At 65.1% G+C, this 24,060-nt stretch carries 23 protein-coding genes; 9 read left to right on the forward strand and 14 right to left on the reverse strand.

Annotated elements, in window-relative coordinates:
- Positions 1 to 25 precede the first annotated feature (25 nt).
- The 8 genes from RBA41_RS10955 to rsmB all read right to left on the reverse strand — a co-directional run bounded on the left by RBA41_RS10955 (position 26) and on the right by rsmB (position 8,137).
- Positions 26 to 1,300, reverse strand: coding sequence for an EAL and HDOD domain-containing protein (locus tag RBA41_RS10955; RefSeq protein ID WP_306623706.1), 1,275 nt, complete (start codon positions 1,298 to 1,300; stop codon positions 26 to 28).
- Positions 1,301 to 1,370: 70 nt separating this feature from the next.
- Positions 1,371 to 2,144, reverse strand: a complete 774-nt coding sequence (locus RBA41_RS10960) for a class II glutamine amidotransferase (protein ID WP_306623707.1) — start codon at positions 2,142 to 2,144, stop codon at positions 1,371 to 1,373.
- Positions 2,145 to 2,300: 156 nt separating this feature from the next.
- Positions 2,301 to 2,558 carry a BTH_I0359 family protein gene (locus RBA41_RS10965; protein WP_054266260.1) on the reverse strand — a complete coding sequence of 86 codons (258 nt, stop codon included), beginning with the start codon at positions 2,556 to 2,558 and terminating at the stop codon, positions 2,301 to 2,303.
- 69 nt (positions 2,559 to 2,627) lie between these two features.
- Positions 2,628 to 3,008: a P-loop NTPase family protein gene (locus RBA41_RS10970; protein ID WP_306623708.1), complete on the reverse strand. Its 381-nt coding sequence runs from the start codon at positions 3,006 to 3,008 to the stop codon at positions 2,628 to 2,630.
- Positions 3,005 to 3,724, reverse strand: coding sequence for a response regulator (locus tag RBA41_RS10975; protein ID WP_099874245.1), 720 nt, complete (start codon positions 3,722 to 3,724; stop codon positions 3,005 to 3,007). Before RBA41_RS10975 ends, RBA41_RS10970 begins: the two co-directional genes overlap by 4 nt.
- 83 nt (positions 3,725 to 3,807) lie before the next feature.
- A complete protein-coding gene (locus RBA41_RS10980) occupies positions 3,808 to 6,093 on the reverse strand; it encodes a sensor histidine kinase (protein ID WP_306623709.1) in 2,286 nt (761 codons plus the stop codon).
- A gap of 3 nt (positions 6,094 to 6,096) precedes the next feature.
- Positions 6,097 to 6,672 (reverse strand): DUF4390 domain-containing protein, encoded by a 576-nt coding sequence (locus RBA41_RS10985; RefSeq protein ID WP_306623710.1) that lies wholly within the window; start codon positions 6,670 to 6,672, stop codon positions 6,097 to 6,099.
- 43 nt (positions 6,673 to 6,715) lie between these two features.
- Positions 6,716 to 8,137, reverse strand: a complete 1,422-nt coding sequence (gene rsmB, locus RBA41_RS10990) for a 16S rRNA (cytosine(967)-C(5))-methyltransferase RsmB (protein WP_306623711.1) — start codon at positions 8,135 to 8,137, stop codon at positions 6,716 to 6,718.
- A 365-nt stretch (positions 8,138 to 8,502) separates the two neighbouring features.
- Here rsmB and argS point away from each other — a divergent pair, with 365 nt between their 5' ends.
- From argS to RBA41_RS11025, 7 genes are read left to right on the forward strand one after another with little or no spacing between them, the layout of a single operon-like run.
- Positions 8,503 to 10,212: an arginine--tRNA ligase gene (gene argS, locus RBA41_RS10995; protein WP_306623713.1), complete on the forward strand. Its 1,710-nt coding sequence runs from the start codon at positions 8,503 to 8,505 to the stop codon at positions 10,210 to 10,212.
- Positions 10,213 to 10,236: 24 nt separating this feature from the next.
- The gene (locus tag RBA41_RS11000; RefSeq protein WP_306623714.1) at positions 10,237 to 10,911 is read left to right on the forward strand and encodes an SPOR domain-containing protein; all 675 of its coding nucleotides are present in this window, start codon (positions 10,237 to 10,239) and stop codon (positions 10,909 to 10,911) included.
- A 23-nt stretch (positions 10,912 to 10,934) separates the two neighbouring features.
- The gene (locus RBA41_RS11005; RefSeq protein ID WP_306623715.1) at positions 10,935 to 11,603 is read left to right on the forward strand and encodes a thiol:disulfide interchange protein DsbA/DsbL; all 669 of its coding nucleotides are present in this window, start codon (positions 10,935 to 10,937) and stop codon (positions 11,601 to 11,603) included.
- Between the two features lie 19 nt (positions 11,604 to 11,622).
- On the forward strand, positions 11,623 to 12,414 hold the full coding sequence (locus tag RBA41_RS11010) for an SDR family oxidoreductase (RefSeq protein WP_306623716.1): 792 nt from the start codon (positions 11,623 to 11,625) through the stop codon (positions 12,412 to 12,414).
- Complete coding sequence (locus RBA41_RS11015; protein WP_306623718.1) at positions 12,411 to 13,226, forward strand: biotin--[acetyl-CoA-carboxylase] ligase; 816 nt, start codon at positions 12,411 to 12,413, stop codon at positions 13,224 to 13,226. The genes RBA41_RS11010 and RBA41_RS11015 overlap by 4 nt, the downstream gene beginning before the upstream one ends.
- A 1-nt stretch (position 13,227) precedes the next feature.
- On the forward strand, positions 13,228 to 13,980 hold the full coding sequence (locus tag RBA41_RS11020; RefSeq protein WP_306623719.1) for a type III pantothenate kinase: 753 nt from the start codon (positions 13,228 to 13,230) through the stop codon (positions 13,978 to 13,980).
- Complete coding sequence (locus RBA41_RS11025; RefSeq protein ID WP_306623721.1) at positions 13,974 to 14,744, forward strand: SPOR domain-containing protein; 771 nt, start codon at positions 13,974 to 13,976, stop codon at positions 14,742 to 14,744. Before RBA41_RS11020 ends, RBA41_RS11025 begins: the two co-directional genes overlap by 7 nt.
- Before the next feature lie 21 nt (positions 14,745 to 14,765).
- On the opposite strand, the gene RBA41_RS11030 is transcribed toward RBA41_RS11025, so the two are convergent.
- The 6 genes from RBA41_RS11030 to RBA41_RS11055 form a co-directional block, all read right to left on the reverse strand.
- Positions 14,766 to 15,815: a septal ring lytic transglycosylase RlpA family protein gene (locus RBA41_RS11030; protein ID WP_306623722.1), complete on the reverse strand. Its 1,050-nt coding sequence runs from the start codon at positions 15,813 to 15,815 to the stop codon at positions 14,766 to 14,768.
- Between the two features lie 13 nt (positions 15,816 to 15,828).
- Complete coding sequence (gene rodA / locus RBA41_RS11035; protein ID WP_306623723.1) at positions 15,829 to 16,941, reverse strand: rod shape-determining protein RodA; 1,113 nt, start codon at positions 16,939 to 16,941, stop codon at positions 15,829 to 15,831.
- Positions 16,942 to 16,945: 4 nt separating this feature from the next.
- A complete protein-coding gene (gene mrdA / locus RBA41_RS11040; RefSeq protein WP_306623724.1) occupies positions 16,946 to 18,928 on the reverse strand; it encodes a penicillin-binding protein 2 in 1,983 nt (660 codons plus the stop codon).
- Positions 18,929 to 18,943: 15 nt separating this feature from the next.
- The gene (gene mreD, locus RBA41_RS11045; protein ID WP_099874233.1) at positions 18,944 to 19,456 is read right to left on the reverse strand and encodes a rod shape-determining protein MreD; all 513 of its coding nucleotides are present in this window, start codon (positions 19,454 to 19,456) and stop codon (positions 18,944 to 18,946) included.
- Complete coding sequence (gene mreC / locus RBA41_RS11050) at positions 19,453 to 20,583, reverse strand: rod shape-determining protein MreC (protein ID WP_306623725.1); 1,131 nt, start codon at positions 20,581 to 20,583, stop codon at positions 19,453 to 19,455. Before mreC ends, mreD begins: the two co-directional genes overlap by 4 nt.
- A gap of 206 nt (positions 20,584 to 20,789) precedes the next feature.
- Complete coding sequence (locus tag RBA41_RS11055; protein WP_099874231.1) at positions 20,790 to 21,833, reverse strand: rod shape-determining protein; 1,044 nt, start codon at positions 21,831 to 21,833, stop codon at positions 20,790 to 20,792.
- Positions 21,834 to 22,160: 327 nt separating this feature from the next.
- On the opposite strand from RBA41_RS11055, the gene gatC reads away from it, so the two are divergent.
- Positions 22,161 to 22,463, forward strand: a complete 303-nt coding sequence (gene gatC / locus RBA41_RS11060; RefSeq protein WP_306623727.1) for an Asp-tRNA(Asn)/Glu-tRNA(Gln) amidotransferase subunit GatC — start codon at positions 22,161 to 22,163, stop codon at positions 22,461 to 22,463.
- Positions 22,464 to 22,540: 77 nt separating this feature from the next.
- On the forward strand, positions 22,541 to 24,016 hold the full coding sequence (gene gatA, locus RBA41_RS11065) for an Asp-tRNA(Asn)/Glu-tRNA(Gln) amidotransferase subunit GatA (RefSeq protein ID WP_306623729.1): 1,476 nt from the start codon (positions 22,541 to 22,543) through the stop codon (positions 24,014 to 24,016).
- Positions 24,017 to 24,060 lie beyond the last annotated feature (44 nt).

The raw sequence follows: 24,060 nt of genomic DNA on the forward strand, positions 1-24,060 counted from the left end.
TCTGCCGCAACAGGCGCAAATGGCGCTAAATGGCGAAACGCACCACCTTGTCGCTCCACTCGAAGGCCGCTACTTCCAGTTCGATCAGTTCTTCGCTGGAAATAGCCAGTTCGCGCAATGCGGGCAGCACCTGGTCGTCGGATTCTTCCATGCGCTCGATGCACTCGGCCAGGTGCAGCAGGTCGCCGAAAAAGCCCGTGCGCTGCAGCAGCGCGTGCGCCACCTCGTCGATGACGGGAATCTGCTCGACGATGACCGTCATCGGCATGCCGAACAGGGCATCCATGAGCGACATGATGCCGACCGTGAAGGCGATTTCGGCCACGTTGCGCTGGCCCGGGCGCAAGCGTTGCGCCAGCAGTTCGAGCAGGCGGCCGCGCGTGGTGGCCAGCAGCAGCAGGGGCGACATGCTGCTGCCGCGGCGCGTCGGTTCGGCGTACAGCATGATCTGCAGCCAGCGCTGCAACTGGCGGCGCCCGAGGATGGTCACCGCCTGGCTGATCGAATCGATGCGGTGGCGCATGCCGATCGCCGGGGTGTTGACCAGCCGCAGCAAATTGAAGGCCAAGGTCACGTCGCGCTTGACGGCACGTTCGATCTCGATATTCTCGGCATCCGAGGTGACCAGGCTCATCAGTTCAAGGACGGTCAGCTGCGACGGCGACAGCTTGCGCCCGCTGATCACGGCCGGCCTGGCGAAATAATAACCCTGGAAATAGTCAAAGCCCAGATCGAGGCAGGCATCGAATTCCTCGCGCGTTTCGACCTTTTCGGCGATCAGCTTCTTGTGCTGGCGCTTGAAGCGTGGCGCCAGGGTCGTCAGCGACGACAGCGGCAGGGCGCGCACGTCGAGCTTGACGTACTCGACCATCGGCAACAGCAGTTGCACGTCGGGGGCGTCGACGCGAACGTCGTCAAGCGCAAAGCGGAAGCCATGCGCGCTCAGGTCGGCAATGCGGTCGAGCACCGATGTGGTGACCACCATGCTCTCGACGATTTCCAGCACCACCCGCTCGCGCGGCAGGAACACGAAAATGTCGCTCATCAGCACTTCGGCATCCACATTCAGAAAGCCGAGCGCGTCGCCTATGACTTTTTCCAGCCCCAGCTGGGCGGTGTGGGCAATGACCGTGGCGGTGGCGGCCACATCGCTGTCGATCTGGGCCGTTTCGCCTGGAGCGTTGCGAAAAAGCATTTCGTAAGCGTACAGCCCTTGCTGACGGTCGAGGATTGGCTGGCGCCCCAGATAAAAATCCCGCACTGGCATCTGCTGCGCCATGAGGTCGGCGTCGTGGCTCATCTGTCCTGTAAATATGGATAATAACAGCCGGTAATGTAACCTAATTAATACCAGTGCGTGGAGGAAATACTTAACGCTCTTGTATTGACATCCCATCCACAAACACTTTGAATTCGCCGGGCGCGAAGGCGGTCCATTTTTCGTTGGTGGTCAAGGGTTCGGTGACGATAATCGCTACCCGATCTTCCGGCGTGGTGACTTGAGAAAAATCAACACTCACATCTTCGTCGGACAGGCTGGCCGTGACAAAGGGATGCTGGCGCACCACGTAATGCAGCTTGGTCGAGCAGTGGACGAACAGGGCCGAGCCGTCCGACAGCATCAGGTTGAACGTGCCATGCACGGCAACGGCGGCCACCAGTTCCTTGAGGGCCGCGCGCAGCAAGGACAAGGCCGGCGGCGTGTCGCCGAAGCGGTTGCGCAATTCCTGCAGCAGGAAACAGAAGGCTTTTTCGCTGTCGGTGCTGCCGACCGGGCGATACGGACCGTTCAGGGTCGGGGCAAACTCCTTGAGGTCGCCATTGTGGGCAAACACCCAGTAGCGGCCCCACAATTCGCGCACGAAGGGATGGCAGTTTTCCAGCGCCACATGACCCTGGGTTGCCTTGCGAATATGGGCAATGACGTTTTTCGACTTGATGGGATAGCGCTTGATCAGTTCGGCGACGGGCGACTCGACGGCAGCCTGGTGATCGACGAAGTGGCGCACGCCGGCACCCTCGAAAAAGGCGATGCCCCAGCCATCGTGGTGGGTATCGGTGCGGCCGCCGCGCATGGCGAAGCCGGTAAAGCTAAAAACAATGTCAGTAGGGACATTGCAGTTCATTCCGAGGAGTTGGCACATGACGCCAGAATACCATGTCGGATGGCAGTCCGAGGCCTTGCGCCCTGTTCTTGCATTCCCGCGCAAGACAGCCTGCCTGGCGCGGGAACTGATTTTTGCCGGTAACAGCGCCGCGGTAGCGCGACCGCCAGCTACTGCCCCAGCACCTGCCAAATATTAGTGCAACAACACCGGTTGGCTCATCAGCGAGTCATACGAACCGAGGAAATCATCGATTTCTTCCATGGTGGGTTCGCTGGCGATCAGGTTGTTGACGTCGCGCCTGAATGATTGCGCAAGTTTGCCGCCGATAAATGCTTCACGGCGTCCGGATTTGTCGACGATTTCATATCCGCCGAAGCGCAAGGCTTCGAGATTGTGATCGACGCCGAACTCGACCACGCTGTACTGTTCACTGTTGTAGATCATGTTCATTATTGCTCCTTCGCTCGATCAGACGTTCCACTGTGCTCATCAGGGCAGGTGGGGCTATGCGGACCGATTTCAAGTGTGCAGGTCCGCTGTCAGTTCCAACAGCTGATCGTATGGCGAGTCTTGCAGCCACGATCTCAACTGATCAAGGTGGTCCGTGGCGGCCAGCCCGATGAACAGCCAGTCGGGGCGCAGACGCAGGATCCGATTTAATGTTACACGTAAAACGAGATTGCCGGTGCAGCAAAGGCAGCCGGGCGCGATCCGGTGCACTTGCAGGTCGTGGGAGGGGGATAGCAGGGATTGGCCGGATGGCAACCCTTCGAGCAGCACGGCGCACAGGCCGGCCGCGGAGGACGCGGCAAGGCGCGCCGCGATGGCGGCCTCGCGCTGCGGCGCCGAGCCGCCCGTGACCAGGGTCAGGGCAGCCCTGCGCGCAGGCGCTGCGGTCATCCGTTCTTTTTAGCCAGCTTGCCCGGCTCGACGCCGAGTTGCTTGAGCTTGCGGTACAGGTGGGTGCGTTCGAGCCCGGTTTTTTCGGCCACGCGGGTCATGCTGCCGCCCTCGCGTCCCAAATGATGCTCAAAATACATGCGTTCGAAGGCGTCGCGCGCCTCGCGCAGCGGCAGGTCGAAACTGAGGTTGAAGCCATGCCCTTCCCCGTTCGGCAAGCCGCCCATGCGCGGCGCGATGGCCGATTGCGGGGTTTGCGCCGAAAACATGGCCGACGCCGTCAACGGGCTTTCCTCGGGCTGGGGCGTGAGCATCGGGCGCGGCGCGATCACCGGCGCGCGCACCACTTCCTGGGCCCGCGTGAGGCCCTGCTGCACCGCCTTGAGCAGTTTTTGCAGCGCGATCGGCTTCTCGAGGAAGTTGAGCGCGCCGATCCGGGTTGCCTCGACCGCGGTATCGATGGTCGCGTGTCCCGACATCATGATGACCGGCATGGTCAGCAAGCCGTCGCGCTGCCACTCCTTGAGCAGGGTGACGCCGTCGGTATCGGGCATCCAGATATCCAGAAGCACCAGGTCCGGTGCCCCCGCCGCGCGCGCGTCACGGGCCTGCTGCGCGTTTTCGGCGAGCGTGATCGCATGGCCTTCATCGCCCAAAATTTCCGAGAGTAACTCGCGGATGCCCATTTCATCATCAACTACGAGAATGTTTGCCATGTGTTTGCCTTCCTCTTTTTGCCCGCTCCAATGGCATGCAGCGCATACCGCTCACAGCCGCGATTTTATTCTTAGTTCAACGCTTACGCCACAACGCTGGCCGGTGCTAACTTTAACAGTAAAATCAACACCGACGCGCCAGTTCCGTCACTGCGGTTCTGTATCTCGATCTTACCGCCGTGTTCATCGACGATTTTCTTCACCATCGGCAGTCCCAGCCCGGTCCCGCGCACCTTCGAGGTGACATACGGCTCGAATGCGCGCGACAGGATTTTAGGGGCGAATCCCGGCCCGTTATCGACAATCGACAGGCGCACCGCGGTTCCGGCCCCGTTCGCCCCCTGGTAATGAATCGCCTCGGTCGTGATATCGATGCGCGCCGCTGCCGCGTCAGGACCGCGCTCGCTCATCGCATCCTGGGCATTTTGCAGCAGATTGTGGATCACCTGGCGCAATTGGGTCGCATCGCCCATGACCGCCGGCAGGTTATCGGCAAGCTCAGCATGAATAATATCGCTTTCGTCGCCGGATAGGTACATATGCAGGATTTCGCCGACCAGGGCATTCAGATCGAGCTTGTCGAGCACCGCCGGCGGCGCCTTGGCATAGTCGCGGAAGTCATCGACCATGCGCTTCATGGCGTCGACCTGGTTGACGATGGTCGCCGTGCCCTTGTTGAGCAGGTCGCGGTCGCTCCCTTGCAGGCGCGCTTCGAGCTTCATCTGCATGCGCTCGGCCGACAGCTGGATCGGCGTGAGCGGATTTTTGATCTCGTGCGCCAGGCGCCGCGCCACTTCGCCCCAGGCCATCGAGCGCTGCGCCGAGATCACATCCGAAATATCGTCGAACACCACGATGTAGCCGCTGCCGGCGCCCACCGGCAGGCGCGAGCCGCGCGCCAGCAGGGTGATGTCATGGTCGTCGCTGGTGCCGAGCCGGCGCGGGATTTCGATCTGCTGCTGCCAGTGGGTCTGCTTGCGCGGCGAACCGGCCGCGCTCTGCGCGCTCTGGGTCGAAAACGCCTTGGCGATGGCTTGCGCGAACATTTCCAGCCCGTCGATGGCGGCCAGCGCCATGCCCATGTGGCCGGCCACGTCGTGCTGCAGGATGCGCTCGACCGCCTCGTTGGAACTGACCAGTTTCGAATCGGCGTCCAGCACGATCACGCCGGCCGACATATTTTCCAGCACCGACTCCAGGTGCGCCTTGGCGCTCTGCAGGGCGGCGCGGTTGCGCTCGACCGCGCTGCGCGCCTCGAACAGCTGGCCGGTCATGGTGTTGAACGATTGCGTGAGCGTGCCCAGTTCGTCGGAGGTGGCCACGATCGGGCGCGGCGACAGGTCGCCCTCGGCCACCGCGCGCGTGCCCTCGGCCAGCACCAGCAGCGGCTGCGCCAGTTTACCGGCGATCACGAAGGCGCTCGCGATCGCCCCGAAAATCGCCAGCAGCAGTGTCAGGGTCAGCGTCTCGATATACATCTTGCGCAGGCCGGTGCGCGCCACGTAGCGCTCCTGGTACTCGCTGTAGGCGTTGCGCAGCACCTCGGCGTTGAGCGCCAGCTTGACCGGCACCGCCTGCATCAGCTGCAGGAAGCGCGGCGCCGCGCCCGGCGGCTCGGGAATGGCCAGCACCACGCGCAGGCGCAGGCTGGTGGCGCCGTCGAGCGCATTGGCCGGCAGGCCGTGGTTGCCGTTGACATCCTTGAAATCGCGCTCCACCCCGCCCTCGGCCACCGAATACCCGCCCGGCATCACCGCCTGCAGCAGCATGGCCGGCGTGGGCAGATCGGCTTTCAGGTCGCGCCGTCCCATGACCGCGCTGGTGATCATCCTGCCATCCTGGCCGATGACGACCGCGCTGAGCATGCCCTCCTGTTCCTGCACCAGGCGGGTGAGGATATCGTGCGACGCCACCACATCCTGGCCGGCGATGGTGGCCGCGCTGATCTCGCCGACGGCGCCCAGTTCGCTGCGCGCCTGGTCGAGCGCGGCCACGCCCAGGCTCACGCCCGATTCGAGCGCATCCTCGATCTTCACGTTGAACCACGACTCGATCGAATTGGACACGAACTGCACCGACACCAGGAAGATGACCAGGCCGGGCAGGATGCCGATGCCGGCGAACAGGATCACCAGGCGCGCCATCAGGCGCGAGCCGAACTTGCCGCTCTTGTAGCGCGAATACAGGCGCGCCAGCGCCACCACCACGAACACCAGCAGCGCGCCGGCCACCGCCGCGTTCAGGCCGAGCAGCCAGGTGTAGTAACGGTCGAAGAAGCCGGAATTGTCGGATGCCGAGGCGAGCAGGAACAGCAGGATGCTGACGACGGCGGCGCCGACGATCACTGCATAGCGCAAGGCTTGATTCACCGCTTATTCCGCCGTGTAGGGGAAGGTTTTGTTCTTGGAAGCCAGGCGCCAGTCGGAATTGTTCAGCGCATTGACCTGCATCGGCTTGGGCAGCAGTTCGCGGTCCATGAACATGCGCAGGGTGACGTTGTAGGTCTCGCCGCGCTTGAGCGCCCCTTTCGGCGCGATCACCCAGCGGCTGGGGCGGCGGATCAGCACCATCGCGTCTTCCAGGGTGAGAAAACTCTGCGCCATGCTGCCCAGGACCGACACGTGGTACTGGCGCGTGAGCACGTTGTACCAGATCCGGATGGTCTGGCGCGCCGACACCGCCTTGTCGTCATACCAGTACCAGCGCGGGCGGGTCAGTTCGATTTCGGTGGTGAAGTACAGCTGCACGCCATGCTTGATGGCGTCTTCCAGCCCCTCGTTGAGCTCGAACGCATAGCTGGCCGCCAGGCGGTAGCCCTCGTCGGTCGATTCGATATGCGCATGCGTGACGTCCACCACTCCCGCCGCCCATGCCGGCACGTACGCGCATACGGACGCGAACATCAGCAGCAGCTGGCAGGCGAGAAGGCGGAAAAATCGTAATGTCACAGGGGGGCCAGAGTCTTAAAAGTTCGCATAGTCGAAGGACCCGTTACGTCGCGTTTTTTTGAAACAGGGCGTAGAACAATCCGTCATGATCCTGCACGGCGGTACCGGTCGGAAGCAACTGTCCCGGCGCGGCGAGGCGGGTCGCATTGTGGCGCACCGCGAATGCGGCGGCCTGCGCCTCCGATTCCTGGGGCCAGAGCGAACATGTCACGAACAGCAATTTACCATTCGGGCGCAGCATCTGCCAAAGGTTGTCGAGAATTTTGGCCGAAAGTGTTGCAAGTTGGAGTGCATCGCCCTTGCGCCGCAGCCAGCGGATGTCGGGGTGGCGCCGCACGATGCCCGACGCCGTGCACGGCACGTCGGCCAGGATGCGGTCGAACTGCTGGCCGTCCCACCACACGCTGGTCTGCGCCTCGAACGCTTTGAGCGTCGCGCTCAAACCGAGGCGCTCCAGGTTTTCGCCCACGCGCTCGAGGCGCTTGGGGTCCGAATCGAGCGCGGTCAGGTCCAGCTGTGCCAGTTCCAGCAGGTGGCACGTCTTGCCGCCGGGGGCGGCGCAGGCGTCCAGCACGCGCATGCCGTCCTGCACATCGAGCAGCGGCGCGGCCAGCTGCGCGCCGGCGTCCTGCACCGAGGCCAGGCCGTCGTCGAAACCGGGAATCAGGGCCACGCCCAGGGCCTTCTCGAGACGCACGGCGGACGGCCCGATTTGCGTGGCCGCCATGCCGGCGTCGGCCAGCAAGTGTATGCATGCCTCGACCGTGGTCTTGCGCACGTTCACGCGCAAGGTCAACGGCGGCTGGGCGTTGCCGGCCGCGAGGATGGCTTGCCAGTTGGCGGGATAGGCGGCCTTGGCGGCGTCGATCCACCACTGCGGATAATTCCATTGCGCCACCGGCTGCATCAGCGCCGTCTTGAGCAACTCCTCGCGTTCGCGCAGGAAGCGGCGCAGCACGGCGTTGACCATGCCCTTGGCGTGTGCCATGTCGGGGTGCGAACTGGCCACCGTGACGGCCTGGTCGACGACGGTAAATACTTCATACGGCGGCTCGGCGCCATCCGGGGTATCGATCAGGGTCAGGGCGCAGCACAGCAGGCTGGCCAGCATCGGCGGCTCGGGCGCTTTCGACGTCATCAGGCCGAGCAGCGTCTCGCTGCGGCCGAGCTGGCGCATGGTGCGGTACGCGATATCCTGGATTGCCCCGCGCGCCTGGGGCGCGGCGGCGGTCACGCCGAACGCGGTCAGCAGCGCCTGCGGCAGGGCTGCGCCGCCGCGCACCTGGGCCACGGCATTGGCCGCGCCGAGCAGGCACAGCGCGAGCGAATCGGGCTTCAGATCGGGTCGATAGCCGGGCTGCAGCACGGGCTTGACCTCGAAACTGGCGCGCATGCGCGGCGCTGCCGGCTTGTCCGCTTTGGCTGCGGCGGGTTTGATGGAGAGCGTCGGACGCTTGTTAGTCATGGTCGGGTCGGCTTAGCGCTACTTTATAAAGGTGCAATTGTACCGGGTTAGCCCCCGCACAGGCTTAAACGATCCTTTATGACAACACATTCTTCCAACGTCCAACCTTACAAAAGCGGGGCAAGCGGCCGGCTTTACAACACCCCGTCGCGCTCAACAACGTTTCCTAACCGGGGTCAGACCTCCGATTCGAAATGTTTTTTGTTTCTAATCGGAGGTCTGACCCCGGTTAGGAAATATTTGGGTGGGAAGGGGACGTGGCCGATGGCTGCAAGGGCGGACTCAGAGGGGCGGCAAACCAGTATAATTGAGCTACTATTGCCCGTGGCACTGCCACCGCTCGACTACTCTACAGATCACCGCTCATGCTCGCCTCACAAAAACAAGAAATCGTCGCCCTGTTCCAGGCCGCCCTCGCTCCTGTCCTCGACGGTACCGGCATCACGCCATCCGTCGTCCTCGAGCGCCCGCGCGATCCGTCGCACGGCGACATCGCCTGCAATATCGCCATGCAGCTGGCCAAGCAGCTCAAGATGAATCCGCGCGAACTGGCCCAGAAAATCGTCACCGCCCTGCTCGATAACCCGGCCGGCAAGAGCCTCGTCGACAGCGCCGATATCGCCGGCCCCGGCTTCATCAACCTGCGCGTGGCCGCCGCCGCCAAGCAGTCGGTCGTCAAGACCATCCTCGCCGAAGGCCAGGCTTACGGCCGCAGCGAGGCCGGCGCCGGCAAGAAAGTCATCCTCGAATTCGTCTCGGCCAATCCGACCGGCCCGCTGCACGTCGGCCACGGCCGCCAGGCCGCGCTGGGCGACGCATTGGCCGCGCTGTTCGATTCGCAAGGCTACGCCGTCACCCGCGAGTTCTATTACAACGACGCCGGCGTGCAGATCGCCACCCTGGCCAATTCGGTCCAGGCGCGTGCGCGCGGCTTCAAGCCGGACGACGCCGAATGGCCCGAGTCGGCCTACAACGGCGACTACATCGCCGATATCGCCGCCGATTACCTGGCCGGCAAAACCGTCTCGGCCAGCGACGGCTTGCCCGCCACCGCCAGCGGCAACGTCGACGATCTCGATTCGATCCGCCCGTTCGCCGTCACTTACCTGCGCAACGAGCAGGATATCGACCTGCAAGCTTTCGGCGTGAAGTTCGATAACTACTACCTCGAGTCGTCCCTGTACGCCGACGGCAAGGTGGAAAAAGCCGTCGACGCCCTGATCAAGGCCGGCAAGACCTATGAGCTCGATGGCGCGCTGTGGCTGCGCACCACCGACTACGGCGACGACAAGGACCGCGTGATGCGCAAGTCCGAAGGCGGCTTCACCTACTTCGTGCCGGACGTGGCGTACCACATCGTCAAATGGCAGCGCGGCTTCACCCAGGCCATCAACATCCAGGGCAGCGACCACCACGGCACCATCGCGCGCGTGCGCGCCGGCCTGCAGGCGGTCGGCCTCGATATCCCGCAGGGCTACCCGGACTACGTGCTGCACAAGATGGTCACCGTCATGAAAGACGGCGCCGAGGTCAAGATCTCCAAGCGCGCCGGCTCCTACGTGACGGTGCGCGACCTGATCGAATGGTCGGGCGACGGCGACATCGCCCGGGGCCGCGACGCGGTGCGCTTCTTCCTCATCTCGCGCAAGGCCGATACCGAATTCGTGTTCGACGTCGACGTCGCCCTGAAAACGTCGGACGAGAACCCGGTGTATTACGTGCAGTACGCGCACGCCCGCATCTGCCGCATGCTCGAACAGTTCACGGGCGAGCTGTCGTCCCTGGCCTCGGCCGATCTGGCGCCGCTCACCGCACCGACCGAGATGACCTTGCTGGCGACCCTGGCCGCCTACCCGGAAATGCTGGCGCGCGCCCAGACCGAGCTCGGTCCGCACCAGGTGGCGTTCTACCTGCGCGACCTGGCGGCCAACCTGCACAGCTTCTACTTTGCCGAACGCGTGCTGGTCGACGACGAGGCCCTCAAGCTGGCGCGCCTGGCGCTGATGGTCGCCACGCGCCAGGTGCTGCGCAACGGCCTGGCCCTGATCGGCGTGTCGGCGCCGGAAAAAATGTAACCGCTTCTTCGATTGAAAGCTCCAATGACACGCGATTCCCGCCTTCGGCTCCAACTACCGCTCAAGCACCAGCAAGGCAATACCCTCACCGGCATCGTCATCGGCCTGATCGTGGGCCTGGTGATCGCTGTCGCGGTCGCACTGGCAATCACCAAGGGCGCCACGCCCTTTACCGATAAAACCGGCAAGGCCGGCAAGATGGGCGAGCCGACCGCCGGCCAGGCGGCCGATCCGAACAAGCCGCTGTACGGGAACAAGGAAGCGGCGCGCGCCGCCAACAAGCAGATCACCGACAAGCCCAAGGCCACCACCCCGGCCGAAGCCGATCCGCTCGGCGCGGCCATCGCCAACATGAAGGAAAAGCCGGAGAAGCCGGCACCGGCACCTGCCCCAACCCAGGTGGCCGCCGCGCCCTCCGCCCAGAATGTGACCCCGACCGCGGCGGCCGAACCGGCCGAGGAAAAGATCACCTATTACCTGCAGGCCGGTGCCTTCCGCGAAGTGGCCGACGCCGAGAACACGCGTGCCAAGCTCGCCCTGCTCGGCTTCGAGGCCGTCATCAGCGAGCGCGCCAACGACAGCGGGGTGCTGCACCGGGTGCGCATCGGCCCTTACGGCCAGGTCGAAGCGATGAACAAGGCGCGCGCCAAACTGGTCGACGCCGGCATCGACGTCGCCATCGTGCGCAACCAGAAATAACCACGACACTACGGAAAACCCGCATGCCCACTCTTTTCAAAATCATGCTCGCGCTGGCCCTGTGCGGCGCCGGCACCCACGCCACGGCCTCGCCCGAGGCGCCCGTCAGCGGCACCGACTACGTAACGCTGGCCGAAGCGCAAAACACCGACGCCGGCCAGAAAGTCGAAGTCACCGAGTTTTTTGCCTACGCTTGCCCTCACTGCGCCAGCTTCGAGCCGGCACTGGCCGAGTGGGTGAAAAAGCAGGGCGAGAAGATCGTCTTCAAGCGCGTCCACCTCGGCCACACGCCGGCCGTGGTGCCGCAGCAGCGCCTGTACTACACGCTCGAGTCGATGGACCTGGTGCCGCAATACCACGCCAAGGTATTCGCCGCGATGCACGAGCAGCACCAGCGCTTCGGCAACGATGAACAGGTGTTCGACTGGGCCGCCAGTGTCGGCATCGACCGCGCCAGATTCATCGATGCCTACCGCTCCTTCGGCATCCAGGCCAAGCTATCGCGCGCCAACGGCATGGTCGCGTCGTACAAGATCAAAGAGTGGCCGCAGCTGGCCATCGGCGGCAAATACATGACCTCGCCCAACCTGGCCGGTGCCAGCGCATCCGCCGCCACCGCGGCGCAGCAACAGGAAATGGCGCTGCAAGTGATGGATCACCTGGTCGCCAAAGCGGCAGCGGAAAAGAAATAACCATGCCGGCGCGCGCCCAATGAACCGCGTGTTCATCACCGGCGCGTCGAGCGGGCTCGGTGCGGCGCTGGCGCGCGAGTACGCCGCGCGCGGCGCGACCGTCGGCCTGGTGGCGCGCCGCCGCGACGCGCTCGACGCCCTGCGCGCGCAATTGCCGAATCCCGAACGCCATGTGGTGTACGCGCTCGACGTCACCGACCGCGCCGCGCTGGCAGCGGCCGCCCTTGACTTCATCGAACGCCTCGGCGGCGCCGACATCGTCATCGCCTGCGCCGGCATGTCGGCCGGCACCCTGACCGAATATGCCGAAGACATGCCGGTGTTCGACGCCATCTTCGCCACCAACGTCAACGCCACCGTGGCCACCTTCGCGCCCTTCATCGCTACCATGAAGGCCCAGGCCACGCCGTGCCGCCTGGTCGGCATCGGCAGCGTGGCCGGCGTGCGCGGCCTGCCCGGCGCCGGCGCCTACAGCGCGTCCAAGGCGGCGCTGCGCTGCTATTGCGAGGCGCTGCGGCTCGAACTCAAGCCGCACGGCGTCAAGGTGGTGACCATCGCGCCCGGCTACATCGATACCCCCATGACCAGACATAACGCTTATCCGATGCCCTTCCTGATGTCGCCCGAGCGCTTTGCCGCCAGGGCCGCGCGCACCATCGGCGCGGGCACCAGCTACCGCGTGATCCCGTGGCAGATGGGGGTGGTGGCCAAGCTGCTGCGGCTGTTGCCCGATACCCTGTACGACCTGGCTTTCGTGAACGCGCCCCGCAAGGCACGCGCGGCACGCAAGGCACCCGAGGAAACGCCATGAACGACGCCCTCGCCGCCCCTTCCAGTTTGGGAATGGACGCCGCCGCGCTCGCACGCCACTACCGTGCGCTGGACCAGGCAGGCATCGATATCGAAGTCGTGGCCGAAACCGGATCGACCAACGCCGACCTGCTGGCGCGCGCCGCCGGCCTTTCGCGCCCGGTGCTGCGCGTGGCCGTGCACCAGACGGCCGGGCGCGGCCGCGCCGGACGCAGCTGGCTGTCGGCGCCCGGCTCTGCCCTGACGTTTTCGCTGGCCTGGCATTTTGCCGGACCGCTGCGCGAGCTGGCCGGCCTGCCGCTGGCCGTCGGCGTGGCGCTGGCCGACGCCCTCGGCGCGCTCGGCGTGCCGGTCCAGCTCAAGTGGCCCAACGATGTGCTGCGCGACGGCGCCAAGCTGGCCGGCGTGCTGATCGAAACCCAGGCCGCACCCGGCGGCGGCGTGTGGGCGGTGATCGGCGTCGGCCTCAATCTGCTCATGCCCGACGAAATGGAACAGCGCATCGGCCGCAGCGTGGCGGCCGCCCCGTGGCTGGCGCAGATGGACCGCAATGCGCTCATGGCGCAGCTGCTCGGCGTGCTGGCGGCCAACCTCGGCCAGTTCGCGCACGGCGGCTTTGCGCCCTTCTGCGCGCGCTGGAACCGCCTGCATGCTTACCATGGCCTGCCGGTGGCCATCATCGACCGCGCAATCACCCTGCATGAAGGCGTGGCCGCCGGCGTCGACGACGGCGCGCGCCTGCTGCTCGACACGGCGGGCGGGCGCATCGCCATCGTCGCCGGCGACGTGTCGCTGCGCGTGCGGGAGCACTGAGATGCTGCTGCTGATCGACGCCGGCAATACGCGCATCAAGTGGGCGCTGGCCGAGGACGGCGCCGCGCCCGGCATCTGGATCGCCAGCGGCGCCGTCGCCCTCGCCGACCTGAATCACCTGCCGGCCAGCTGGGCGCAGCACGGCGTCAGCCGCGCGCTGGTGTCGAACGTCGCCGGCAGCAAGCTGCGCGACCAGCTGCAGCTGATGATTCCGAGCACCGCGATCAGCTGGTTCGCCTCGGTTGCGCAGCTGGCCGGCATGCGCAACGCTTACCGCAATCCATCCCAGCTTGGCTGCGACCGTTTCGCCGCGGCGCTTGGCGCGCGTTCGCTGGCGCCCGGCCAGGCGCTCATCGTCGCCACCTGCGGCACCGCCACCACCATCGATGCGGTCAGCGCGGACGGGGTGTTTTTGGGCGGGATGATCCTGCCCGGCCTGGGCCTGATGGCCACCTCGCTGGCGCGCAATACGGCGCAGCTGCCCGAGGTTGCGCCTGGCGCCACCCTGCCGGCCGGCTTTGCCGACAATACCGCCGACGCCATTTTGTCGGGCTGCCTGTCGGCGCAGGCCGGCGCCATCGAACGCGCCTGCGCCCTGCATGGCGCCACCGCCTGCATCGTCTCGGGCGGCGCGGCCCAGTACATCGGCCCCGTGCTCAGGCTCCCGATCGATCACCGGATCGTCGATAATATCGTCCTGATCGGCCTTCATTCCACCGTCACGTCTTCGCCACTCCAGGATAGCCCGTGTTGAAATTCATATTTTGGACCCTCCTTGCCATCAATGCCGTGCTGTTCGCGTACGGCCAGGGCATGCTCGGCAACTTCAGGGAAAACGAGCGCGAGCCGGGCCGCATGCGCAACCAGCTCGCCACCGAGAACATCAAGCTGGTCGCCGCGCGCCCGCTGCCATCGCCGGAAACGGAAGCGGCGGCCGAACCCGAGCCGGTGGTCGCCCCGCCAACGCCGGTGCTGGTCATGACCAAGCCCGCCGCCGCGGTGCCGGCGCCCGCCGAGCCGAAGCCGGAACCCAAGCCGGAGCCGAAGCCGGACCTGGTCGCCTGCACACTGGTTGGAAATTTCGCGCCGCCGGAAGCGCGCCGCTTCGAAGCCATGCTCTCGCCGCTGGCGCTGGGCCAGCGCCAGACGCGCGAAAACGTCGCCGTCCCCGAGGTCACCAGCCATATCGTGTTCATCCCTTCGCCGGGCAGCAAGGAGGCGGCCGACCGCAAGGCGGCCGAACTGAAGGAACTCGGCGTCACCAGTTATTTCATCATGAACGATAACAGCCCGATGAAGTACGCGATTTCGCTCGGTGTGTTCAAGTCGGAGACATCGGCCCAGACGCTGCTGGCAACGCTCACCAGGCAGGGCGTGGTCGGCGCCAAGGTGGCCGGACGCACCAGCCAGGCGACCAAAATGGCGTATCGCTTCCGCGCGCTGGAACCGGCCGCCAAGGCCAAGGTCGATGCGATCGTGGCGCGCTTTCCGGATCAGGAATCGCGCAGCTGCAAATGACGCCGGCGCACCCGGGCCAGGTCAGCGCTGTACGACGATCGGTTTCAGGCGCAGGGTCGACGGCAGATCGCGCAGCGCCTGCATGGCGTCGGCCCGGCTCGGGAACGGCCCGCTGAACAGGCGGTGCAGCGCGCCGCCCTGCACCACTTCGACGGCGGACAGCGCTCCGCCCATGGCCGCGATCTGCGCGCGCACATCGGCCGCCTTGTCGGCGCGGGCAAAAGCGCCCAGCTGCAGGTAAAACCCCGGCTGCGTCATCCCTGCCGGCGGCGCCGCCACAGGCGCTGACGCCAAGGCGGGGGCCAAGGCCGGAGCCGTCACCGTGACCGCGCTGCTTTCGCCCGGCGGCGGCATGTCCACCGCCATCGTGCTCACTTCCCCTTCCGGCTCCGGCGCCAGGCGCCTGATGGTGGCGATGCGCTCCTGCGCGTTGGGCAGCAGCCGTTCCACTTCCACCGTGTGGCTGCCCCTGCCGAGCAGGCCGAGTTTGAGCGCCGCCGTGTACGACACGTCGACCACGCGGCTCGAGTGAAAGGGGCCGCGGTCGTTGATCCGCACCACCACCTGCTTGCCGCTATCGAGGCTGGTAATGCGCGCGTACGAGGGAATCGGCAGGGTCGGATGGGCCGCCGTCATCTTGTACATGTCGTACAGTTCCCCCGACGAGGTTTTCTGGCCATGGAATTTTTTGCCGTACCAGGTCGCCACGCCGCGCTGCCGGAATGGCTGCTCGTGCAACATCGGCGTGTAGGTCTTGCCGAAGACGACGTAGGGCCGGTTGGCGTAGCGCGCATACGGTTCGTCCTTGACGACGGCGTCGGGCACGTCGAGCAGGTTGGCCGGCGGATTGTCGCCCGGGCCGTCATCCTGGTAGTAGCCGCCGCGCCCGGAACCGGCACGCGGCATGCGCGGCAGGTCCTTGCCGACATCGCCGTGTTTGGCCGCCGGGGTTCCCGGGGCCGGCATCGGCAGCATGCGCCGGTGGCCTTCCGGGTCGGTAGCGCAGGCGGTCAGCAGCAAGGCCAGTGCGCTCAGCGCAATGGAAGGTGGAAGCGTTCGTGTTACCGCCATCGTGTCTCCAGGGTCAGGTTTGCACCAGCTTGCGATGCCGCTGGATACTCATCAGTATACCTGCCCCCAGTCCGAGGGTCACAAAAGCGGTCCCGCCGTAGCTCATGAACGGCAGCGGCACGCCCACCACCGGCAAGATGCCGCTGACCATGCCGATGTTCACAAAAGCGTACGTAAAGAAGATCATCGTGATCGCGCCGGCCAGCAGACGCGCGAACAGGGTCGGTGCGTTGGCCGCGATCATCAGGCCGCGCCCGATCAGCAGCAGGTACAGGAGCAGCAGGCCCATGAAGCCGATCAGCCCGAATTCTTCCGCGAAGACCGAGAAAACGAAATCGGTGGTGCGCTCGGGGATGAATTCGAGGTGCGTCTGCGTGCCTTTCATCCAGCCCTTGCCGCTTACCCCGCCCGAGCCGATCGCGATGGTCGACTGGATGATGTGGAAGCCTTTGCCGAGCGGGTCGGCGTACGGATCGACCAGGGTGATTACCCTTTGGCGCTGGTAGTCATGCATCAGCGACCACGCCACCGGCAGGCTGGCGGCGCCGGCCACGAACAGGCCGAGCAGCGCCTTCCACGACAGGCCAGCCAAAAAGATCACGTACACGCCCGACGCCAGCACCAGCAGCGAGGTGCCCAGGTCGGGCTGCAGCTGGATCAGGCCGACGGGGATGGCCAGCAGCACGGTGGCGATGATGAACGAATGCCAGCGCACCAGCCCCGCTTTCTGGTGAAAGTACCAGGCCAGCATCAGCGGCATGGCGATTTTCATGATCTCGGACGGCTGGATATCGAAGCCGATGTGCAGCCAGCGGCGCGCCCCCTTCTTGATGATACCGAACAGAAATACCGCGATCAGCAAGGTCACGCCGATCGTATAGATCGGCACGGCCAGGCGCATCAGGGTTTGCGGCGGCACCTGGGCCGCCAGCCACATGACCACGAATGCGATCATCATGTTGCGCAACTGGCCTTCGATGCGGCCGGGGAAGTCGGCGCCGGCCGAGTACATGGTGATCAGGCTGGTGCCGAACAGCAGGAAGATGACCATGGCCAGCGGCGCGTCGAACACCAGCAGGTAAGGTTTGGCGCGCCGCCACAGCGAGCGTCGTTCGTTGATGCGCATGGCGTCAGTCCTTTGGCGCGGGCGTTTCGGCCCCCGGCTTGTATGGCATTTCGGTGGCCGTATCGGTCTTGAGTTCTTCGAGCGGCAGCAATTCCACGTCTTCCTTGGGTACCTTGGCGCCATCCTTGCCGGCCGGGCGCTTGCCCAGCAGGTAGTAGTCGAGCGCCTTGCGCGCGATCGGGGCCGCCACCGCGGCGCCGAAGCCCGCGTTTTCGACGATCAGCGCCAGCGCGATGCGCGGCTTGTCGGCCGGGGCGAAGGTGACGTACAGCGAATTGTCGCGCAGGCGTTCGTTGATGTTCTTGGCATTGTACTTTTCGCCGCGGCGCAGGCCCACCGCCTGCGAGGTGCCGGTCTTGCCGGCCGAAACGTAACCGGCATTGGCGAACACGGTCTTGCCGGTGCCGCGTTCGGACACGCCGACCATGGCGCGCTTGATGAAGTCGATGTTCTCCTGGCGCAGCGGGATACGGCCACTTTCCTTCGGCACCGTCAGGGTGCGCGCGCGCGTCGTGCTGTCTTCGACGATCTTGACCAGGTGCGGCTTCATCACCACGCCGTCGTTGGCCAGGGTGGCCACCGCGTGCGACAGCTGCAGCATGGTGTAGCTGTTGAAGCCCTGCCCGATGGCGATGTTGACGGTGTCGCCGCCGACCCAGGCCTGCATCAATTTGTTTTTGGCGAAGCGCGCGCGCTTCCAGTCCTTCGACGGCAGCACCCCGATTTTTTCGTTCTCCAGGTCGATCCCGGTCTTCTGGCCGAAACCGAACGGCTTCATGAAGTCGTGGATGGCGTCGATCCCGAGGTCGTTGCCGAGCTGGTAATAATAGGTATTGCAGGAGACGATGATCGAATCGGTCAGGCTGACCATGCCGTGCCCGCCCACCTTGTCGTCCTTCCAGGTGTGCCCGCCCAGGGTGAAATAGCCGGCGTCGGAAATCGTGTGGCCCTGCGTGCGCTTGCCCAGTTCCAGCGCGGCCAGCGCCATGAAGGGCTTGAAGGTCGACCCGGGCGGATAGGTGCCCTGCAGCGGGCGGTTCATCAGCGGGCGGTCGAGCGAGGTATTGAGTTCGTTCCAGCTCTGGGTATCGATGCCGTCGACGAACAGGTTCGGGTCGAACCCGGGACGCGACACGTAGGCCAGGATGTCGCCCGTTTCCGGTTCGATGGCGACCAGCGCGCCGCGGTATTCGCCGAAGGCTTCTTCGATGATCTTTTGCAGTTCGATGTCGATCGACAGAATCAGGTTGCTGCCGGCGGTCGCTTCCGTGCGCGACAGGATGCTGACCGCGCGCCCGCTGGCGGTGCGGATGATCTTCTGGTAGCCGGTGCGTCCGTGCAGCTGCGCTTCGTAGCTCTTTTCCAGCCCTTCCTTGCCGATATGGTCGGTGCCGTTGTAGTTCGCGCTGTCGGGCCGGTCTTCGAGCTCCCTGGCTTCCTTCTGGTTGATGCGGCCGATGTAGCCGATCACGTGCGAGGCGGTTTCACCCAGCGGGTACTGGCGGAACAGGCGCGCCTGCACCTCGACCCCGGGAAAGCGGAAGCGCTGGGCCGCGAAACGCGCCACTTCGTCGTCGGTCAGGCGGGTGCGCAGCGGCACGCTCTCGAAATTCTTGGACTCGGCCAGCAGGGATTTGAAGCGCTTGCGGTCCTTGGGCTCGATCTCGATCAGGGTCGACAATTCGTCGATCACCGAGTCGAGCGTGGCGCGCAGCTTGGACTGGGTGATTTCGAGCGTGTAGGCCGAGTAGTTGCGCGCCAGGACCACGCCCTTGCGGTCGACGATCAGGCCGCGGTTGGGCACGATCGGCACGATGGCGATGCGGTTGTCTTCGGCCAGCGCCGCGAAATCGTCGTGCTTGACCACCTGCAGGAACACCAGGCGCGCCACCAGCACGCCGAAGCAGACGAAGACGAGCGCGATCAGCGCCACCACGCGCAGGCGAAACAGGTGGATTTCGCGGTCGTTATTGGTTAATTCAGTCATGACGCAGCCGCACCATCAGATCGGGCGCGTATGGTCGCGGTCGACGGCGCGCCGCTGGGGCGCCAGCAGCATCCAGGTAATCACGGGCCACAGTGCGATGCCCACCACGCTCTCGATGAAGTACATCCAGCCGGGGAATTTGCCCGAGACGATCACGCGCACGATGACCTGGATGGCCTGGGTGGCCAGCAGCAGCGGAAACACGTGCAGCGCCTGGGTCAGTACCGGAAACCAGAGCACGCGCCGGTGAATCATGATGGCCAGGTAGGACAGCAGCGTGTAGGCCAGCGCGTTCTCGCCGAGCAGGGTGGCGTCGTGCACGTCCATCAGCAGGCCCATGAAAAAGGCGACGCCGATGCCGACCTTGCGCGGCTGGTGGATGCCCCAGAACACCAGGACCAGCGCCACGAAGTCGGGCGCGCCGATCCAGTGCCCCCAGGGCAGCAGATTGAGCATGAAGGCGCAGGTCAGGCTGAAGGTAATGAACAGCGGACTGACGGGCAGCAGGATGTAATGCGGGCGGTTCATCGGGTCGCTTCCTTGGGTGCGGGCGCGGGTGCGGCCGCTGGCGGCACGGGCGCGGGTGCGGCCGCTGGCGGCACGGCCGCGGCGCTCACCGGACGCGCCGCGCCGGCCGGCGCGGGAGCCGGCGTGGCGGGCGCGCGCGACGGCGTGGCCGGCGTCCTGGCGGCGGGCGCCACCGGCGCCGGCGCTTTCGGCGCGTCGGCGGCAATCGGGACGGCGCCCTCTTTGATCGGTGTCATCTTGGGAAGGTTCTTCCTGGACGGCACCGGCGGCTCTTCAGGCGGGCGGGCCGGCACTTGCGGCAGCGTGGTCAGGATCAGCACATGGCGGTTGCGGTCGATGCCGGCCAGCGGCTGGCACACCACGCCGCCAAAGGCGCCGGCGGCGCTGTTCTCGACCTTGGTGACCTTGGCCACGGCCAGGCCGGCCGGGTACACCCCGTCCATGCCCGAGGTAATTAGCACGTCGCCGACCTGGATGTCGGCGTTCGGCGCCACGAAGCGCAGGTCGAGCGTGCCGGACTGGCCGCGCCCGTAGGCCACGCTGCGCAAGCCATTTCTGAGCACCTGCACGGGTATGGCCTGTTCGCGGTCGGTCAGCAGGGTCACTTCGGCGGTGAACGGGAATACGCGCGTGACCTGGCCGACCACGCCGGCGTTATCGATCACCGGCTGGCCGAGCGCCACGCCGTTCTGGCTGCCGCGGTCGAGCACGATCTTGCGGCTGGAACTGTCGCGCGCGTCGTACAGGATCTCGCTGAGCATGGTCTTGACCGGCACATGCTCGCGCGCGCCCATCAGTTTGCGCAACTGGGCGTTTTCCGCGCTCTGGAGCTGGGCTTGCTGGAGTTTTTCGGCGACGGCGACCTGGGCGACCTGAAGGTCGCGCACTTCCTGCTTGAGCGAGGAAATGGAAGAGAAGTAGCTGCCCATGTCGGCCAGCGCATCGCGCGGCATCAGGGCCGCCATTTGCAGCGGATACAGGACGGTGCCGGCCACCTGGCGCACCGTGGCCAGCGCATGGAGGCGGGCGTCGACCATCAGGAGGGCGATCGAAATAAACGCGAAAACCGTCACCTTGACCCGGGCTGGGGCGCCTTGCTTGAAAAGTGGCGGAGGACTGTATTCCATGAAATCCAATAATCGGTGCTAACAACCTGTCCCGGTGCGGCACGGGGTCAGACCTGCGGCTTGCACACATTGTCCAACCTGGTCTGTCCGGGTTGTACAACGCATTGCAAGCCGAAGATCTGAACGGTACGCCGGCTGCGCCGGCAGTGCAAGCCGGCGCGGGCGCGGCTCGCTACGTGCTAACGCGACGCGCGACGGGCTCGGACTTACTCGTACGAGAAAATCGAACCCAGCTTGTCCATCCGCTCGAGCGCCATGCCGGAGCCGCGCACCACGCAGGTCAGCGGGTCTTCGGCCACCAGCACCGGCAGGCCGGTTTCTTCCATCAGCAGGCGGTCGAGATCGCGCAGCAGGGCGCCGCCGCCGGTGAGCATCATGCCTTTTTCGGCAATGTCGGCGCCCAGTTCCGGCGGGGTCTGCTCGAGCGCGTTCTTGACGGCCGAGACGATGTTGTTGAGCGGGTCGGTCAGCGCTTCGAGAATCTCGTTCGACGAAATGGTAAACGAACGCGGGATGCCTTCGGACAGATTGCGGCCCTTCACTTCCATTTCCTTCACTTCCGAACCGGGGAAGGCCGAACCGATGGCCTTCTTGATCGCTTCGGCCGTCTGTTCGCCGATCAGCATGCCGTAGTTGCGGCGGATGTAGTTGACGATGGCTTCGTCGAACTTGTCGCCGCCCACCCGTACCGAGCCCTTGTAGACCATGCCGCCCAGCGAAATGATGCCCACTTCGGTGGTGCCGCCGCCGATGTCGACCACCATCGAGCCGGTCGCTTCCGACACCGGCAGGCCGGCGCCGATGGCCGCTGCCATCGGTTCTTCGATCAGGTAGACTTGGGAAGCGCCGGCGCCGAGCGCCGATTCGCGGATCGCGCGCCGCTCGACCTGGGTGGAACCGCAGGGAACGCAGATGATGATGCGGGGGGAAGGACGGAAGACCTTGGTATTGTGGACCATGCGGATGAACTGCTTGAGCATCTGCTCGGTGACGGTGAAGTCGGCGATCACGCCGTCTTTCATCGGGCGGATCGCCTCGATATTGCCCGGGACCTTGCCGAGCATTTGCTTGGCCTGCTTGCCGACTGCCTGGATCGTCTTTTTGCCGTTCGGGCCGCCTTCCTGGCGGATCGCAACGACGGAAGGTTCGTCCAGGACGATGCCCTCGCCGCGCACATAAATCAGGGTGTTCGCCGTACCGAGGTCAATGGCCAGATCGCTGGAAAAGTAGCTGCGTAAAAAACCAAACATGAGTGTCCTGATGCGCAACGGGCTGCGCGTAAGCATTAAAAAGAGTAGAAAAACGCTACGAAATAAACAGCCGCCGCGCGCTACCTTCCCGCACCGGCACGGCCGTTTGCATGCTGCGGCCACTCCTATTCGGCGCCGACAACGCATTAGCCCGCCATTCTACCTTATAATTTGCGCGTTAATCGCTGAAAAACCGGTGTTTTGCGCGCGTATTCCCCCTGTGAAATCAGGGCCTTTAGGAAGCTTTTATCGGCTTTAGCGCTCTGTTATCGAAACTTCACTATTCGTCCACCACATTTTGAACGCGGCCCGCGCCGCGCAAATTTCATGTCCCTGACACTATCAGATGTAAATCGAATCGCCTATCTGTCCAAACTCGAGATGGACGAGGCCCACGCCGACATCGCGCTGGCGGAACTGAACGGCATTTTCGCCCTGGCCGAGCAGATGAAGGAAGTCGACACGAGCGGCGTGGAGCCGCTGTCGCACCCGCTCGCGGCCATCCTGGGCAAGCTGCCGCTGCGCCTGCGCGACGACGTCGTGACCGAGGAAAACGCCCGTGAAGCCTACCAGGCGCCGGCCCCGAAGACCCAGGACGGCCTGTATCTGGTGCCGCAAGTGATCGAATAACGGTCCCCGCCCTCGTCGTCCGCGCGGCGCGCCCAGCGCGTCCTTTACCGAGTCATTACGTCAGCCGAGCATCCGCCATGCATACTAAAACCATTCAACAGCTGTCCGCGCTCCTGCACGCGAAACAGGTTTCAGCCACCGAGCTGACCACCCACTTCCTGCAGCGCGCCAAAGCGAGCGACCTGAACGCCTTCCTGCAAGTCGACGAAGCCTTGTCGCTTGAACAAGCCCGCGCCGCCGACGTGCGCCTCGCCTCCGGCAATGCCGGCCCGCTGACCGGCATTCCGATCGCGCACAAGGATATTTTCGTCACCAAGGGCTGGCGTTCGACGGCCGGCTCGAAGATGCTGGCCAACTACACCAGCCCGTTCGACGCCACCGTGGTCGACAAATTCAACCACGCCGGCATGGTCACCCTCGGCAAGCTCAATTGCGACGAATTCGCGATGGGCTCGTCGAACGAAAACTCGGCCTTCGGCGCCGTCAAGAATCCGTGGGACACGCTGGCCGTGCCGGGCGGCTCCTCGGGCGGCTCGGCCGCGGCGATTGCCGCGCGCCTGGCGCCGGCCGCCACCGCCACCGATACCGGCGGCTCGATCCGCCAGCCAGCCGCGTTTTGCGGCGTGACCGGCATCAAGCCGACCTACGGGCGCGTATCGCGCTTCGGCATGATCGCGTTCGCGTCCTCGCTCGACCAGGGCGGCCCGATCGCCCAGAGCGCCGAAGACTGCGCCATGCTCCTCAACGAGATGGTCGGGTTCGACCCGCGCGACTCGACCAGCTTGAGCCCCGAACAGGGCAATGTGCGCGAAGACTTCACGCGCGACCTGAACGCACCGCTCAAGGGCTTGCGCATCGGCTTGCCAAAAGAATATTTCGGCGAAGGCTTGGCGGCCGACGTCGAACAGGCAGTGCGCGCCGCGCTCGACGAATTTGTGAAACTGGGTGCAACCCTGGTTGACATTTCGCTGCCGAAAACGGCGCTCTCGATTCCTGTTTATTACGTGATCGCCCCGGCCGAAGCGTCGTCGAACCTGTCGCGCTTCGACGGCGTGCGCTACGGCCACCGCGCCAGCGAATACAAGAACCTCGAAGACATGTACCGCAAGTCGCGCGCCGAAGGCTTCGGTCCCGAAGTGCAGCGCCGCATCCTGGTCGGCACCTACGTGCTGTGCCATGGCTATTACGACGCTTACTACCTGCAAGCCCAGAAGATCCGGCGCCTGATCGCCGACGACTTCCAGGCCGCGCTGGGCAACACCTGCGACGTCATCATGGGCCCGGTCGCGCCGACCGTCGCCTGGGACCTGGGCGACAAGACCAACGACCCGGTGGCCAACTACCTGGCCGATATCTTTACACTTTCGACCAGCCTGGCCGGGCTGCCCGGCATGTCGGTCCCGTGCGGCTTCGGCCAGGGCGACAAGAACAGCAAGCGCCCGGTGGGCCTGCAAATCATCGGCAATTACTTTGCCGAAGCGAAGCTGCTCAATATTGCCCACCAGTACCAGTTGGCCACCGACTGGCACACCCGCGCGCCGGCCGGCATCTGATTTCGCCGGGTGCGCACCGTGTGCGCACCGGCAACCTGACAAGA

The organism is Massilia scottii, from assembly GCF_030846495.1.
In the GTDB taxonomy this organism is placed as follows: Bacteria; Pseudomonadota; Gammaproteobacteria; order Burkholderiales; family Burkholderiaceae_D; genus Telluria_A; species Telluria_A violaceinigra.

Bases quoted from the DNA above. Each gene is read 5' to 3' on its own strand.
- mrdA (WP_306623724.1), bottom strand. From the start codon at position 18,928: ATGACTGAATTAACCAATAACGACCGCGAAATCCACCTGTTTCGCCTG.
- RBA41_RS11020 (WP_306623719.1), top strand. From the start codon at position 13,228: ATGCTGCTGCTGATCGACGCCGGCAATACGCGCATCAAGTGGGCGCTG.
- RBA41_RS10965 (WP_054266260.1), bottom strand. From the start codon at position 2,558: ATGAACATGATCTACAACAGTGAACAGTACAGCGTGGTCGAGTTCGGC.
- gatC (WP_306623727.1), top strand. From the start codon at position 22,161: ATGTCCCTGACACTATCAGATGTAAATCGAATCGCCTATCTGTCCAAA.
- RBA41_RS11000 (WP_306623714.1), top strand. From the start codon at position 10,237: ATGACACGCGATTCCCGCCTTCGGCTCCAACTACCGCTCAAGCACCAG.
- rsmB (WP_306623711.1), bottom strand. From the start codon at position 8,137: ATGACTAACAAGCGTCCGACGCTCTCCATCAAACCCGCCGCAGCCAAA.
- gatA (WP_306623729.1), top strand. From the start codon at position 22,541: ATGCATACTAAAACCATTCAACAGCTGTCCGCGCTCCTGCACGCGAAA.
- RBA41_RS10975 (WP_099874245.1), bottom strand. From the start codon at position 3,724: ATGGCAAACATTCTCGTAGTTGATGATGAAATGGGCATCCGCGAGTTA.
- mreC (WP_306623725.1), bottom strand. From the start codon at position 20,583: ATGGAATACAGTCCTCCGCCACTTTTCAAGCAAGGCGCCCCAGCCCGG.
- argS (WP_306623713.1), top strand. From the start codon at position 8,503: ATGCTCGCCTCACAAAAACAAGAAATCGTCGCCCTGTTCCAGGCCGCC.
- rodA (WP_306623723.1), bottom strand. From the start codon at position 16,941: ATGCGCATCAACGAACGACGCTCGCTGTGGCGGCGCGCCAAACCTTAC.
- RBA41_RS11055 (WP_099874231.1), bottom strand. From the start codon at position 21,833: ATGTTTGGTTTTTTACGCAGCTACTTTTCCAGCGATCTGGCCATTGAC.
- RBA41_RS10960 (WP_306623707.1), bottom strand. From the start codon at position 2,144: ATGTGCCAACTCCTCGGAATGAACTGCAATGTCCCTACTGACATTGTT.
- RBA41_RS11005 (WP_306623715.1), top strand. From the start codon at position 10,935: ATGCCCACTCTTTTCAAAATCATGCTCGCGCTGGCCCTGTGCGGCGCC.
- RBA41_RS11010 (WP_306623716.1), top strand. From the start codon at position 11,623: ATGAACCGCGTGTTCATCACCGGCGCGTCGAGCGGGCTCGGTGCGGCG.
- RBA41_RS10970 (WP_306623708.1), bottom strand. From the start codon at position 3,008: ATGACCGCAGCGCCTGCGCGCAGGGCTGCCCTGACCCTGGTCACGGGC.
- RBA41_RS11015 (WP_306623718.1), top strand. From the start codon at position 12,411: ATGAACGACGCCCTCGCCGCCCCTTCCAGTTTGGGAATGGACGCCGCC.
- RBA41_RS10955 (WP_306623706.1), bottom strand. From the start codon at position 1,300: ATGAGCCACGACGCCGACCTCATGGCGCAGCAGATGCCAGTGCGGGAT.
- mreD (WP_099874233.1), bottom strand. From the start codon at position 19,456: ATGAACCGCCCGCATTACATCCTGCTGCCCGTCAGTCCGCTGTTCATT.
- RBA41_RS11030 (WP_306623722.1), bottom strand. From the start codon at position 15,815: ATGGCGGTAACACGAACGCTTCCACCTTCCATTGCGCTGAGCGCACTG.